Origin of the sequence: Thermococcus sp. GR5 (assembly GCF_012027535.1) — an archaeon.
Taxonomy (GTDB): domain Archaea; phylum Methanobacteriota_B; class Thermococci; order Thermococcales; family Thermococcaceae; genus Thermococcus; species Thermococcus onnurineus.
The window spans coordinates 1-13,782 of sequence record NZ_SNUN01000007.1 but is presented as its reverse complement, the minus strand read 5'-3'; the positions used below and the strand labels follow the sequence as shown (position 1 = coordinate 13,782).

Genomic DNA, 13,782 nt, shown 5'->3' with positions numbered 1-13,782 from the left:
TAGGAACTATAGTGGGAAAAGCTTTAAGGCTATCGGAACAACCGTCTATGGTGGTCGAATGGGTCTCTACGAGTTCTTTTACAGGTACTTCATCGAGCCTATAATCAACAACGAGGGCTACAACATCGTCAACACATTCGTTTATGCAATAATCCTTGGAATAGCCGTCCTCCTGCTGTACAGGCTCCTGAAGAGGATGGGGATAAAAATAGACGAGCACTTTTTCAAGGCGCTGATTCCGTACATGATCCTCGGCCCGCTTATGAGGGCAATGACAGATGTGGGAATCCTCCCAAGGACATACTTGACAGTCAGTCCAGGCGGCTACTTCGTCATCGCAGCCTTTGCCCTCGCTTCCCTCTACGTTGTCTGGCGGCACGTTGGGTCAGGGGAGAAGTTTTACCCCCTCTACCGCGATTTCGGATACGTCCTCCTTGGTGGACTGGTCTTTATACTGCTGATAAACCTAGACAAGGTCAACTTCAGGTGGGAGGTCTTCAAGTACTTCGTGCCAATTCTTATCGCCGCGGAAGCATTCATATGGGTGCTCTCGAAAAAGGTCAAGCTTGTGGGAGACAACTCGCTTCTCTTTTACACCCACTTCTACGACGCGACCACTACCTTCGTGGGAATTCAGTTCTTCGGTTTCTGGGAGCAACACGTTTTAGCCAGAAAACTCATGGAGCTCTCTGGTACTCCCGCGGTGATTTATCCCGAGAAGCTCCTAATACTGCTCCCAATAGTCTGGATACTCGACAGGGAGATGAAGGATGAAGATCCGGAGCTGATAAACTTCGTCAAGCTCGCAATGTTCATACTTGGCTTTGGACCCGGGACTAGGAATCTGTTGATAACCCTGATGGGGTGATACGTATGGAAAAATTTGGTGAGATCCCCTGGAACGAAGTGGCCATTGAGATGGCCAAGGAAGTTGAGAAGGTTGTAATGCCCCTCTTTGGAACCCCAAAGGCTGGGGAAACTATTGGGACTAACGTGAGCGGTGACGTCACTAAGTACGTTGACAAAGTGGCCGAGGACATCGTCTTGAGCAGACTGCAGCCCCTCGACGTCAACGTCGTGAGCGAGGAGGTTGGACTCATAGACAACGGGAGCGATTACACGGTTGTCGTCGATCCCATAGACGGCTCCTACAACTTCGCCGCGGGGATACCTATATTTGCTTTCAGCTTTGCAGTCTTTGCAGGTAGAAAGCCGGTCTATGGTGCGATATATGAGTTCGTTACCAAACATTTCTATGAGGGCATTCCTGGAAACGGCGCCTTCATGAACGGAGAGAGGATACACGTTAGAAAGCCGGAACGTGGAAAGGAAGCACTGAGCTTCTACACGCGCGGAAGGTGCATACGCCTCATAAAGAAGGTCAAACGCGTCCGTGTTCTTGGAGCTATAGCAGTTGAGCTGACTTACCTCGCTAAGGGGGCTCTCGACGGCGTTCTCGACATAAGGAATTACGTTCGCCCAACGGACATAGCGGCGGGAGTTATAATTGCAAGGGAAGCCGGCGCGATAGTGACGGATGAGAAGGGAAACGAGCTCAAGCTCAACCTCAGCGCCACGGAGACAACCAATCTAATAGCTGTGAATGACAGATATTTACTTGACCTAATTCTGGAGGAACTCGCCAATGATCTTTAAAGGCTCCACAATGAAATACGGGAAGGTCACAACGGCGCTCTTCGTGATCAACGTTGTCGTTTACATTTTCGAGGCCATACTGAGTGGTAACCCCATAGACATCAGCATCGAGGTTCTTGCCAGAATTGGTCAGTGGAACTATGCAGTCCTTAATGGTGCCTGGTGGCAACTCTTCACCGCCATGTTCGTTCACGTGGGAATACTTCACATAGTCTTCAACATGTACTTCCTCCTTATGCTTGGCAGTCAGCTGGAACGCCTTTTCGGGGGCAGGGTTCTTGTCTTTACTTACTTGGCCGCTGGTCTTGTCGGTAATCTGGTCACGCTCTTCCTCCTCCCGCCGAACTCGATCAGCGCCGGCGCGAGTGGGGCTCTCTTCGGAATCGTAGGCGTTCTGATAATGGTATCGGGGATACTCGGTGGCAACATCCAGAGTGCTTTCGTGAATGCTTTCATCCTCTTCCTGATAAACAGCATGTTTCCGGGAGTAAACGCCTATGCCCACCTGGGAGGCCTCATAACTGGCATCCTGCTTGGTCTCCACTATGGCAAGAAACTCAAGAAAAAACTCGTGGCAATGACCTACAGCTATGCCTAGTGAACGAAAGATTTAAAAATACCCCCCGAAAGGTATAACCCGGGCGCTTGTGCCGGGGTAGCTTAGCCTGGTCAGAGCGCTCGGCTCATAGGGCCGCTCCCCTTCGGGGGAGCCTGAGAAACCGAGAGGTCCGGGGTTCAAAGCCCCGCCCCGGCACCATTAGAAACTTCTGCCAAACAATGTTGAGCTTCGCTCCAACACACGGAGAACTTCGTTCTCCGTTGAAGTTTCATCAAAGCCCGTATGTCCTTCTAAATTGAGTGTCTTCTCAAAGAGTTTCACTCTTACTGGCGTTCTTCGAACGCCTAAAATAATCTGAAACTCAATAAAAGGTTGTTTTTAAGTGAAATATGTATTCACGGCTAATTGTAGGGACATACAAACTCATTCTCGCCAATCCTCGCAGTTAGAAAACTTTGATCAAACTTTGCCTGCAAAGTTTACTGGCGCAGAGGTTGCTCCATGAAGGTTTCCTTTATAACTTTCACTGACGATTTTATGTCATGATGAGAAGGGCAGTCCTTGCGCTGGTAATCGTGCTCATGGTGTTCGTTTCAGGATGTATCACTGTAGTTCAGCAGACCGAAACTTCGTCTTCCACGTATTCCCCAACAACTTTTACCTGGAGCACGCCCGCTTCGACCACCACTACAACCACAACAACGTCTCCTGCGACATGGACGAATCCCGAAGTTCAGAGGGGTAACTTAACCGTTCTCCTGCCAAGTCAGGATGCCCAGTTGAACTGCTCAGGGATGCTCTGGCGCTACATACTCAAAGACGCCCTTCCCTGCATGCTGAGCAGGCCGGAGCTTGAGGTTATCTCTCCACTCGCGGAGAAGCTTAAAGGCGAAAATTTAGTCCAGAGTGCCTGGAACGTCCTTGACTGGGAAGATCAGTGGATAATCTACGACCGAGAGAAGGCCAAAGAGCCTTTTGCCAAGGTTATCATTTACCCTGACGGAAGACAGGAAGTTGTTGAGGGACAGAACAACACGATACAGACTCCCTATGAGACGATTATGAGGGGAAAGGGCATATGCACTGACTACACTGTTCTCACCGACGCCCTGCTCTTGGCCATGAACTACACCCCCGTTTACGCGATGGCGATAAACCTTACCGACCTTGGCCATGCGGCGGCACTTGTAAGGATAGACGGCTGGTTCTTCGTCCTTGACCAGCATCTGCCCCCGATGGATCTCGGCTCCTACTATCGCTACTGGAAGAGGCATGGGAGCATAATAATCAACGCAACGCTTTACGAGATAATGCTAGGAGAGAACCTTGCTGAAGTGAAGACCCTCGGGGTCTTGAGTGGAAAAGACTTTCTCATACAGGACTACACCATGACGGAGAACGACGCAAAGGCTCTGGCTTATGGTATGCTGAACCTACTTGCCCAAGATTTTGGAATTGGCGCCGATAATTCTCTCTCGCTTATCTCCAAGGGCAAGCTTCCGGAAGGCTACAAGGCCGGCTGGATGTGGAGCACAACCTTCTACAATCTGGCCGATTACTATCATCCCATATTCTACGAACAGTATGTGAAGTGGCTCCTCGAAAGGATGACACTGGATTCAGAAACTGTAGAACACCTTGAAAAGAGTGCTTCAGCGTGGATAGAAGTGGGGATTGAGGGCAACGACCTCGTTGTCACCCTCTACCTCGGCCAGCGTCAGTAGCGCCTTGAATAGCCGCGGGAGTAGTCTCTTCTTCCGTTTTTCCGGTATCTCTGTGGTCTCTCCTCGCGCTTGTACCTCTCATGGTACTCCCTAGGTAGCTCCTCGCTGAGCTCGGACTTCTGGATATCAACACCCACGACGCTTGCTATGTAGCGGAGCCTCTTGAACTCGCCAGGCATGATGAAGGTGACTGCCTTACCTTTCTTGCCCATCCTGCCGGTTCTGCCTATCCTGTGGACGTAGTCTTCGGCCGTCATGGGCAAGGAGTAGTTCACTATGTGGCTTATGTCCTGGACGTCGAGGCCCCTCGCTGCAACGTCAGTCGCTACGAGAATCCTTGTCCTCTTGGTCTTGAAGCGCCAGAACGTCCTTTCTCTGGCCGCCTGATTCATGTCTCCGTTGAGGGCTTCGGCGCTGTAGCCCTGCTTCCTGAGCTTCTCGCTCAGCTCCCGTGTTTCCCTCTTCGTCGCGCAGAAGACTATCCCGTAGAAGTCGTCGCTTAGAATTTTCTTAAGGGTTGAGAACTTTCTGGCAGGGACGACTTCAATGTACTCCTGCTCCACCATCCCTGGAACGAGCTCGTCGCTGCTGACTTTGATTACCTCGTAATCGTTCATATAGCGCCTCGCCAGCCTTAAAATCTCACGCGGCATCGTTGCCGAGAACATCAGCACGCGCTTCTTCTTCGGTGTTTCCCTAAAGATTGCCTCTATGTCATCTATGAAGCCCATGTCGAGCATCCTGTCGGCCTCGTCGAGGATGAAGAACTTCACCTTACTCAGATCTAGGGTTCCGCGCCTTATATGATCGAGAACCCTTCCGGGGGTGCCAACGACGACGTGAGTACCTCTCTCAAGGGCCCTTATCTGCGGACCAATCGGCTGGCCGCCGTAGACTGCGTAAACGTAAACCCTCTTCCTCCCGCGGAGGCTCTTTATCTCGTCTGCCACCTGAAGGGCGAGCTCTCTTGTGGGCGCCAGGATAATCGCCTGGACGCTCTTTTCCTTTTCATCAATTGCCTCGATTATGGGCAAGGCAAAAGCGGCCGTCTTTCCGGTCCCAGTCTGGGACTGCCCGATTATATCCGCATCGCCAGATAAAAGACGCGGAATGACCTCTTTCTGAATGTCGGTGGGCTGTGAGAAGCCCTTCCTCTTAACGGCAACTAACGTCGCCTCAGATAGGCCTAAGTTTTCAAAACTCATTTTTCTTAACTCCTTTTCAACTGCTCAAACGCGCTCCTTCAAGACTCGAACGCGTCGAGAAGAACCGCGATTTGGCGGGCCGGGGGGGATTCGAACCCCCGACCACGGGATTAAGAGTCCCGCGCTCTAACCATGCTGAGCTACCGGCCCTCAACCCGAAACCATAGACGGGAGGTGGCTTTATAAATTTTTTGGTCTGAGTGGGACGCCGGGTGTTACGCTTGGGAAAAGAATATAAACCCACTGTTATATGTAGAAACAATGATAACCTACGAACACGTTAAACTCGTAGCTGAAATAGTTGCCTTCGTTTCCCTCACTGGGGTAGCTTATTTGCTGATCTCCATTAGAAGGGTGCTGAGAGAATTTTTGGGGATCTCTGTAGTCAGGGGAATATTTCTTGGGGTGCTAATTTTCTGGTCTGGGTATCTGATAAATGTTCTCAATGATATTTTTCCGCTGGAGCTCCTGAAGATACTGGACGACGTTATAGCAACAATAGGTATTGGGATAATAGCTCTCTCGGCGGTTAGAGTTAGAAAACAGATAGTAATGCACGTGAAACCCAGAGTCGTTCTCGACGGAGAGTCTGGACTCCATCGTGGGGCGTATCTCGTTAAGCCCACATCTCCCCAGATGATTCTGGGGCTTCTATCGGGAAAGAAGGTACTTGTTGTAACTAGAAGGCCCCAACTCTACGAGTCCCTTGGTGTTCCTTACATCTGGATAACGAACGTAGACCATCCAAAGGCGATATCCCCCACAAGGCTCGCTCCCCTTCTGCACACCATAATAGAGAGTGCTGATAAGGATACTTTCGTTATTTTCGATGGACTCAATTACCTCATACTCCAGAACGGATTTGAATCAACAATCAAATTTCTCATGTCCCTTAAGGATGTCCTCCTTGAAAAGGGCGCTGGTATTGTATTGATCGTTGATCCTGAAACCTTGGAGAAGAAGCACATCGCGATGCTCGAAAGGGAATTCAAATGGATACTGAAATGACGCTACGTTGGAATGTGTTCTCTTCACGGACCACAAAATTTATAAAGCCTCTCCGAGCGTTATACTTTGGCAACGCGGGGGTTGCCGAGCCTGGTCAAAGGCGCGGGATTGAGGGTCCCGTCCCGTAGGGGTTCCGGGGTTCAAATCCCCGCCCCCGCACCATAAGAAACTTTTCTGGGAAAAATTTCATCAAAAGTTTCTGACTGTTCTAACAGGCTGTTTTGAAATTGCGTTCGATACAATAATAATAGCTATATTTTGCGGTAAATTCCTTTTAATCGACCCTTTAAACAGTGGGTTCACCCAAAATTGATGCCTTTGGGGTGTCTAAAGGGAAAGGACTCAGATGGGATTGCCTTCTCATTAGTAAATTCCCTGCTAAATGCTCGGCATAACTAGGAATGCACTCCAAACTTGCCACTTCAGCAGTGTCTGACTTTTCGCCGGTCTTTCTAAAGGCTGTTTGCCAAGCAAAAGTTTGATTAAAGCCCGTACATCTTCTTGAAGTGCCCTCTTTGGGAGTGGGCTCACTTTTTAGTGGGCAGTTTTAGAGTGCTCAACCCCAAGTGAGTGTCCAGAGGGCGTCAAAAAGAAGAGGGGACTCACGTTAAGCACTTCTTCATTTGAGAAATCCTCTATAGAAGGATCCCAGAGAGTCGCACACTGATAAAGTGGTCATCTAAAAGTAGCCCTTCTTTGGTCAAGCTTTGCCTCGTAAAGGTTGCTGCCAGAACCGCCTCAAATACAGCCTCATTCTTCCCAGATCAACGGGTCTCATTGTCTCCCGCATCCAGTCTGGTAGGTCCTTCTTTATGCCCTTCCACAGCAGGCGGTAGTCGAGGACGATTATTGACCCCTTCTCCTCCGCCGAGCGGTGAACCCTTCCTGCCGCTTGGACGAGCTTTCTGTGGGCCGGCAGGTAATAACCGTAGTATCTGCCTTTGCCCGGGAACTTTCTCTCGAAATACCTTATCTGTGCTTGAACCCTTGGCGTCGGCCTCGCGTATGGAATACCAACTAAAATGACTCCGTTCATCTCGTCACCGCTGTAGTCCTGTCCTTCGCTGTTTCTCCCACCCATAACACCGAGGAGAACCGCACCCTTCCCCCTGGCGTGGGCTTTGAACTTGGCAACGAGCAAATCGTTCTCCTGAGATGTAGCGCCCTGTTTCTCTATGAATATTGCCTTCCCCGTCCCTTCAAGGCGAACCTCGAGGTTTGCCGAGAGCAGACCCTGCAGAACCTCATATGATGCGGTAAAGACACCGACGTTCTTCGGAATGAGCTTAACTGCTTCGACGATGTAGTCAACCATCCGCTTATAGACTTCCATCGAGCGCTCCTCACCACGTGTTGAAACATCCTTTGCAACCAAAACCTGAGCGTTTTCGCGCTTCACCATGCGTGGGAACTTCTTCAGCTTGGCGTTTTCGATGCCCATAACGTCGCGGAAGGCCTCTAGAGGTGTTAATGTTCCAGACATGAATATCGCTGACTGGACGTTCTTTACGAAGCTCAGCGCCTTTGAAGGATCCAAAGCCACGAGCTCAAGGCTGAGGCCTTTGTCCCTGCTCATTAGAAAGAGGTAATCTTCCCTGCCTATGAGCGAGAGCCAGAAGAGGAGGAACTCCCCAACGCGGCCGATGTAGGAGCGCGGCGGCTTGCCCTTCTCTATCCTGTCCTCCCTTATTGAGTCCCCAACTGCCGCCATCTCGTTGAGGGTTTTGACCAAATAGCGGCCGTCGAGGTTGAGTATATCCACGACGTGGGCGAAGACAAGCCCCGGCTGAATCGGTACCTCGTGAACGTCCCTTTCTCTCAGCTTCTCCTCATAGAGCATTTCAAGCCCCTTTCCGAAGATGCTTAGAAAGTTTGCTATCTCGTGCTCTCTGTACTCGTCGGCCTCCTTTATCGCCCTGTTGACGGTGTGGATGCTCAGCCTGTCGCTCAGGGCGGAAATAGCCTGGTCAGGAAGGTTGTGGGCCTCATCGAAGACGACAATTAGGTCAGAATAATCGATGTCGAGTGAGCTGAGGAAGTTCTCCCTTATCGTTGGGCTTAGCAGGTAGAGGTAGCTCGCGACTATGACGTTGGCCTTTTCCGCTATCCTTCTCGTCAGGTCGTAAGGGCAGAGCTCCAGCGTTTGAGCATAGTCAAGTATCTCCATCGGATGGCTCGGCTCCTGAAGGAAAAACTTGATCAGCTCGTCGAACTCGGTCTTTTTCTTCTTCTCGTTCTCATAGAAGGGACACTTGCCAAGCTTTTTCAGGTTTTTGCAGACAACCATGGCGTTGTAAGCGTCGGTTGTGAACTGGGTCAGATAGCTGTGAAGGCACAAATCCTTCCTACTCCTTAGCTCCACGCCGGAAATAGGCGTTTTCCTGTTTATCGCCTTCAGTTCCTCTATAACTCGGTCCATCTGTCGGTGGGTTCTCGCCAGATAAAGAACCTTGTAGCCCCTTTCAATAGCGTACGGTAGAATCCCAGCTAAAACGCTTACAGTCTTTCCAAAGCCCGTTGGGGCCTCGATTATAGCGTTTTCACCGTTTTTAACGGCTTCGTTAACGAGTTCTATGAACTCTCGCTGGTGGGGCCTGAGGCTCTCGTAGGGGAAGTATTCGCTCATGGGAAAGAGTTTTAACGGCTCGCTTTTAACTTTTCCCCAGGTGGGAGGAATGGAAGAAAAGGACAAGAGGCTCATCGAATACACCGTAGAGGCGTTGATCATAGCCTGGCTGAGCTATCTGTTCTTCTACCAGAACTATCTGCTTTACAACTGGCACCGTGGGCTGCCTCTCCCCTCGAAGTGGCCCTTCCTCCTGGTGGGCATTGGCATAGGTGCACTTTTCTTCTGGAATGAATGGAGGAAGTTCGAAAAGGAGCTTTCCGAGGGGAGCGTTTCCACGGAAGGAACCTCTGGAACCCCAACTATCACCAACGAGACGCCAGAAGAGGGCTCTCAGGAACTCCTGAACGAGAATCTCATGAATGATGAATGAGGTTCTCTGAGATCGTTTACTGTCAGTGCTCCTCAATTTTAACCATATATCTTCCGGCCAGCTCCATTCCAGTAAAATCGTCCTCTGACACGTCCAGAATGCTCTTCCTAACCTCTATTATAGAACTTCCCGACGCCGTCTCGTACTCTACCTTTTCAATGACTCCTCCGAGAACTTCCGCGACAAACCTACTATCCCCTGCCTCCCCAATTATTCTGAATGACCTCCTCCCTGTTTTTAGCATCACGTAGCGGAGCAAATGGGCAAGCAGTGGGGCCCTAAACTCCTTGAGGATGAACTCCCGCGCAGAACCGAAGACGAGCGGGGCAACGATGTGGTGGCTCTCCGCCATTCTGGCGAGGGTCTTACCGGAGCCCTCGGCGATTAGCCTGAGCTTCTTTCCGAGCAACTTCTCGCCGGGAATGTCGGCAGAAGCTCTAGCCAGCAGATTCCTATTGTCTGCCATGAATGACAGGATTAAAAGACCCTTCCGACCTTTCATTACGTAGGTGACGTGAGGTTCGTTGAAGGCCAGCTCAAGGGCTCCCTCGAACTCGAACTTCCAGAGGAAGCTCTTAATGGAGAGTTTCGCAATAAGCCTCTCTTCTGTCTTAGTAACCTCTGCCCGGTATGGAAACGTTGGGAAGAGCTCCTCAGGATTCACCGCGACGCTTATTAGAGCTTCCCATCCTCCTGAGAAGGGCACCCTTGCCGTCTTTGACTCCATGCCGAGCACCCTTGTACATTGTCCCTCTAAGAGATGCTCGGGCCGGTTTTTAAAGTTGGCGTTAGAATGTGAAGAAGAAAACGGAAGAAACGGTCAGATCTCGAGCTCGGTGATGTGCTCGAGAACCTTGACCATCAGCTTAACTCCAGCGTCAACGTCGCGTCCGTCCACAACTTCCGCGTTGGAGTGGATGTATCTCGCTGGAACGCTTATCGCTCCCGTTGGAACGCCAGCCTTGTTGAGGTGTATTGCGCCAGCATCGGTTCCTCCACCGAGGAGGATGTCCCACTGGTAGGGTATCTCGTACTTCTTGGCGAGCTCCTCCATCCACCTGACGATGGTCGGGTGGCAGATGACGGAGCGGTCCATTATCTTTATTGCGGTTCCCTTTCCGAGCTGGGTGACCTGCTTGTGCTCCGGTGTTCCAGGAACGTCAGCGGCAATGGTGACGTCAATGGCGAAGCCGTAGTCAGGGTCAATGCCAAAGGCTGAAACCTTTGCACCGCGGAGGCCGACCTCCTCCTGGACGGTGGCCACAAAGTATATGTCCGCATCGGTCTCGCCGAGCTCCTGGGCGGCCTTGACAAGGGTGTAGACAGCAATCCTGTCGTCAAAGGCTATGCTGACGAGTCTGTGCTTGCCGAGTCTCTCAAGCCTTCCGTCCCAGGTGATTATGGTGCCGATCTTAACTCCCATCTCCTCGGCTTCCTCCTTGCTCTCGGCGCCTATGTCGATGAAGACCTGTTCCCAGGTCGGAGCCTTGGTCCTCTCCTCGGGCTTCTGAATATGCGGCGGAACACTTCCACCGACACCGTAAATGAACTCGTTCGGGCCAATCCAGACCTTGAAGCGCTGGGCTATGAGCGTCCTCGGATCAACACCGCCAACCGGGGCAACGCGGAGGAATCCGTTCTTCTCGATGTGGGTGACCATGAGGCCTATCTGATCCATGTGGGCCGCGAGCATGACCTTTGGCCCGGAGCCTTTCTTGTGGGCTATGACGTTTCCGAGCTTATCGACCTTTATCTCATCAACGTAGGGCTTGAAGGCCTCGATGACAACGTCCCTAACGCCCAAAAACTCATATCCAGAAACACCAGGAGCCTCAACAATCTTTTTGAGCAGCGCGTAGTCAACCATTCCCATCACCTCTTTCGTTAAGATTTCCATCTAAATGCTCGGGTGGGAGATATTTAAGGTTTTAGGTGTAGTAACAACCCATTGATAGTCATGTGCTCATTTAAGCGCTGTTAACAGATAAAAGAGTAGAAGTAGAGTGTGATTAACGAATAGTCTTTAAGGCAAGATCCAATACTGCATTTATGTAGCTGTTATAGTCCATCGCCTGTGTCGCTGCTGGGTTTATGAGGCCGTCCACAATAATTGGGGTTGCCAGTCCGACTATAATACAGATTACCGCCAATACCAAACAAACTAAGCTCATGCTGGCATGCTCTTTGATCTTTATATCCTTCCTTGGTTTGCCCAGCCAAATAATGTAGAACACCCTTACATAAGCTACCAGCGCAATTACAGAGCTTATCACCAGGATTAACGCTGGACCAAGGCCCTTCTCCATTAAAGCATTGAAGAGTAGCAGCTTGCTGAAGAACACGTTTAATGGTGGAACACCTACGAGGCTTAATGTAGCTATTGCAAGGCTGAACGTCGCAACTGGCATCTTTTTACCCAGGCCAGCCAGATCATCCACGTTCCTTGAACCAATGGCGTGAATAAAAGCTCCTGCCGCTAGGAACAGCAGAGCTTTGGCAATGGTATGGTTGACCAGGTGGAACAATGCGGCCTGTAGTCCTAATTGAGTGCCAAGTCCAACCGCCATGAATAGATAACCCATGTGCATTATTGTTGAATAAGCAATGAGTCTCTTAACGTCCTTCTGGACTGTCATCATTGCAGCGCCGAAAAGGGATGATACTGCACCAAGGACAACGACGATGTTACTCAATACGCCGACTATGCGGGCCAATTCTGGAATTAGTGTACCCCCATAGACGGTGTAGAGGAATCTGATGAGTGAGTAGACACCGACGTTGACGACTAGTCCTGAGAGTATGGCTGAGATTGGGCTTGGTGCTGCTGGGTGGGCTTCTGGGAGCCAGAAGTGGTTCGGGACTATGGCAGACTTAATCAAGAACGCCCAAGTAGCCAAAGCCAAGGCAACACCCGAGGCAACCACAATATTGCTGACTGGTGAATTAGTAACCGGAAAGTTTAAACCATGGACTTTTGCTGTCAAATCTGCAAGATTAACAGTGCCAAAAGCTCCATAAAGTATTCCGAGAGCCAGAAAGTACATGGTGGTTCCTACGGCACCTATTAGGGCGTATTTGAGGCCAGCGTACACTGAATCGCCTCTATCGCGATAGAACATTACCAGGGCATAGGCTGCAATACTCGTAACTTCTATCATGACGAAAAGATTGAATGCATCCCCGGTCAACAGGACTCCCAATAGTCCGGCCTCCAGACCCAGATAGAGCGTATAGTACCACTCCAGACCATTTTCGTGTTCTAGGTATCTATACGAGTAAATTGAGATCAGGAACATAAGTCCAGCGGTCACCAAGGCAATTAAGGCGCTTAGCTTGTCGACTTCGTAGATTACACCAACTGGTGCACTCCATCCTCCGAAAGTGTAGACTAATGGCCTGTCCGAGGCGTAGGTTTTCTGGAAGAGTTTGAAAGTGCTAACTAAAGCCAAGCCAGTCCCTATTAGGACGTAAGCCTGGATTATCTTTCTGTTTCCTTTGATTATGATTGAGAATAAAGGTAGTGCGAATGCGAAGATTACCGGAATGACTGGAGTAATGCCGACAACGTCCATTTTCATCACCTCACTCGAATATCCTCTTCGCAAACTTTTCAAAGTCTGCAGAAATTTCTCCCTTAACCTGTTCAGGATCCTCTGTAGTTACGTTAATCCAGTTCACATACATGTACTTATCATCTAGATCTACAACTACTGTTCCTGGAGTGTTGGTAATTGAATTTGCGACTAGTGTCTTTGCATAGTCTGTTTTTACTCCAATTGGTACTTTGACAATCCCTGGCTCGTACTTTCCTGTAATCGTTCTCACCATAACGTCAACGTGGGACTTAGTCTCGGCCACGAGCATGTACCAAATGAAATATATCACAGTCCATAGCCATCTGGTAGGGTTCATGGCTTTTGTATCATTCTGGACTAAGTATCTCCCAATAAGCAATCCAACACTAATGGCTACGATTATCCCAGTAACTAAGTCAAATGGACTTGCAGACCCCGTAAATATGAGGTATGTGATGAATGTCAGCGTTGCAGTGGGGACCACACCTTTCATCGTTCACCACCCCCAAGTAGCTCCTGTTGAAGCTCTCTCGTGTCAACAGTCCCGTATAAACGGTAAATCTGGATTATTGCAAAGGCTAGGAGAACGTTAACGGCCATTCCAATAACCACCGCAGTAATCACTAGGGCCTGTGGTAGAGGGTCAACTGCTGTGCTGATGAGCTGACTTAGTGCCTCCTTGCTTAAGTCGGGCAATATTGGCGGCATTACAGGATAAATTGAGCGATATCCAAGTAGAATAACAAGCAGGTTTGTAGTATCTCCCAAAATTGTTAGTGCGATGAGTTTTTTGACTAGATTGGGCCTCCCAACGATACCATACAGGCCGATCATGATTGTCGCGATGAGTGATAGTATTATGATTGATAATATAAAGGGAACCGCATTACTCATCCACATCCCCCCGTAAAAAGCGCTTAAATATGCTTTCTGGAATCGCCAGGAGGAGGAATACTGCTGTAAAGCCGGCTCCAACTGCTAGGAATTCGAAGAAGTTGTAGTAAATCAGTGAGCCGCCAATGAGCTGGCCGTTGATCTCTGCGGGAAATACTGGTT

13 protein-coding genes, 3 tRNA genes and 1 pseudogene are annotated in these 13,782 nt (G+C 50.0%); 8 read left to right on the top strand and 9 right to left on the bottom strand.

The window, feature by feature from the left end; genetic code table 11:
- Positions 1-58 precede the first annotated feature (58 nt).
- The 5 genes from E3E33_RS07565 (at position 59) to E3E33_RS07545 (ending at position 3,939) form a co-directional block, all read left to right on the top strand.
- Positions 59-868, top strand: a complete 810-nt coding sequence (locus E3E33_RS07565) for a DUF63 family protein (RefSeq protein WP_167711917.1) — start codon at positions 59-61, stop codon at positions 866-868.
- A 5-nt stretch (positions 869-873) separates the two neighbouring features.
- Positions 874-1,656, top strand: a complete 783-nt coding sequence (locus E3E33_RS07560) for a bifunctional fructose-bisphosphatase/inositol-phosphate phosphatase (RefSeq protein WP_167711918.1) — start codon at positions 874-876, stop codon at positions 1,654-1,656.
- Between the two features lie 10 nt (positions 1,657-1,666).
- Entirely contained in the window at positions 1,667-2,254 is a 588-nt protein-coding gene (locus E3E33_RS07555) for a rhomboid family intramembrane serine protease (protein WP_240912054.1), read from the top strand.
- A 51-nt stretch (positions 2,255-2,305) separates the two neighbouring features.
- A tRNA-Met gene (locus E3E33_RS07550) sits at positions 2,306-2,413 on the top strand.
- Between the two features lie 344 nt (positions 2,414-2,757).
- Positions 2,758-3,939 carry a transglutaminase-like domain-containing protein gene (locus E3E33_RS07545; protein WP_167711920.1) on the top strand — a complete coding sequence of 394 codons (1,182 nt, stop codon included), beginning with the start codon at positions 2,758-2,760 and terminating at the stop codon, positions 3,937-3,939.
- Here the strand turns inward: E3E33_RS07545 and E3E33_RS07540 are convergent.
- Positions 3,933-5,144, bottom strand: coding sequence for a DEAD/DEAH box helicase (locus E3E33_RS07540; RefSeq protein WP_167711921.1), 1,212 nt, complete (start codon positions 5,142-5,144; stop codon positions 3,933-3,935). The genes E3E33_RS07545 and E3E33_RS07540 overlap by 7 nt on opposite strands.
- Positions 5,145-5,216: 72 nt before the next feature.
- Positions 5,217-5,294 (bottom strand) — tRNA-Lys (locus E3E33_RS07535).
- Between the two features lie 111 nt (positions 5,295-5,405).
- On the opposite strand from E3E33_RS07535, the gene E3E33_RS07530 reads away from it, so the two are divergent.
- Both E3E33_RS07530 and E3E33_RS07525 read left to right on the top strand, forming a co-directional pair.
- Entirely contained in the window at positions 5,406-6,152 is a 747-nt protein-coding gene (locus E3E33_RS07530; protein ID WP_012572001.1) for a DUF835 domain-containing protein, read from the top strand.
- Positions 6,153-6,226: 74 nt separating this feature from the next.
- Positions 6,227-6,314, top strand: a tRNA-Leu gene (locus E3E33_RS07525).
- 538 nt (positions 6,315-6,852) lie between these two features.
- Here the strand turns inward: E3E33_RS07525 and E3E33_RS07520 are convergent.
- A complete protein-coding gene (locus tag E3E33_RS07520; protein ID WP_167711922.1) occupies positions 6,853-8,778 on the bottom strand; it encodes a helicase C-terminal domain-containing protein in 1,926 nt (641 codons plus the stop codon).
- A 49-nt stretch (positions 8,779-8,827) separates the two neighbouring features.
- Here E3E33_RS07520 and E3E33_RS10870 point away from each other — a divergent pair, with 49 nt between their 5' ends.
- A complete protein-coding gene (locus E3E33_RS10870) occupies positions 8,828-9,151 on the top strand; it encodes a hypothetical protein (RefSeq protein ID WP_206203406.1) in 324 nt (107 codons plus the stop codon).
- Positions 9,152-9,173: 22 nt separating this feature from the next.
- Here E3E33_RS10870 and E3E33_RS07510 read toward each other — a convergent pair whose 3' ends face one another.
- The 6 genes and pseudogenes from E3E33_RS07510 to E3E33_RS11000 all read right to left on the bottom strand — a co-directional run.
- Positions 9,174-9,878 carry a hypothetical protein gene (locus E3E33_RS07510; RefSeq protein WP_012571998.1) on the bottom strand — a complete coding sequence of 235 codons (705 nt, stop codon included), beginning with the start codon at positions 9,876-9,878 and terminating at the stop codon, positions 9,174-9,176.
- A gap of 93 nt (positions 9,879-9,971) precedes the next feature.
- Positions 9,972-11,018 (bottom strand): M42 family metallopeptidase, encoded by a 1,047-nt coding sequence (locus E3E33_RS07505; RefSeq protein ID WP_167712201.1) that lies wholly within the window; start codon positions 11,016-11,018, stop codon positions 9,972-9,974.
- Positions 11,019-11,160: 142 nt separating this feature from the next.
- Positions 11,161-12,723 carry a proton-conducting transporter membrane subunit gene (locus tag E3E33_RS07500; RefSeq protein WP_167712202.1) on the bottom strand — a complete coding sequence of 521 codons (1,563 nt, stop codon included), beginning with the start codon at positions 12,721-12,723 and terminating at the stop codon, positions 11,161-11,163.
- A gap of 10 nt (positions 12,724-12,733) precedes the next feature.
- Positions 12,734-13,219 (bottom strand): Na+/H+ antiporter subunit E, encoded by a 486-nt coding sequence (locus E3E33_RS07495; protein WP_167712199.1) that lies wholly within the window; start codon positions 13,217-13,219, stop codon positions 12,734-12,736.
- The gene (locus E3E33_RS07490) at positions 13,216-13,620 is read right to left on the bottom strand and encodes a sodium:proton antiporter (RefSeq protein ID WP_167712200.1); all 405 of its coding nucleotides are present in this window, start codon (positions 13,618-13,620) and stop codon (positions 13,216-13,218) included. Before E3E33_RS07490 ends, E3E33_RS07495 begins: the two co-directional genes overlap by 4 nt.
- Positions 13,613-13,782 (bottom strand): annotated as a pseudogene (locus tag E3E33_RS11000) (sodium:proton antiporter); the annotation flags it as partial. The pseudogene E3E33_RS11000 and the gene E3E33_RS07490, both read right to left, overlap by 8 nt.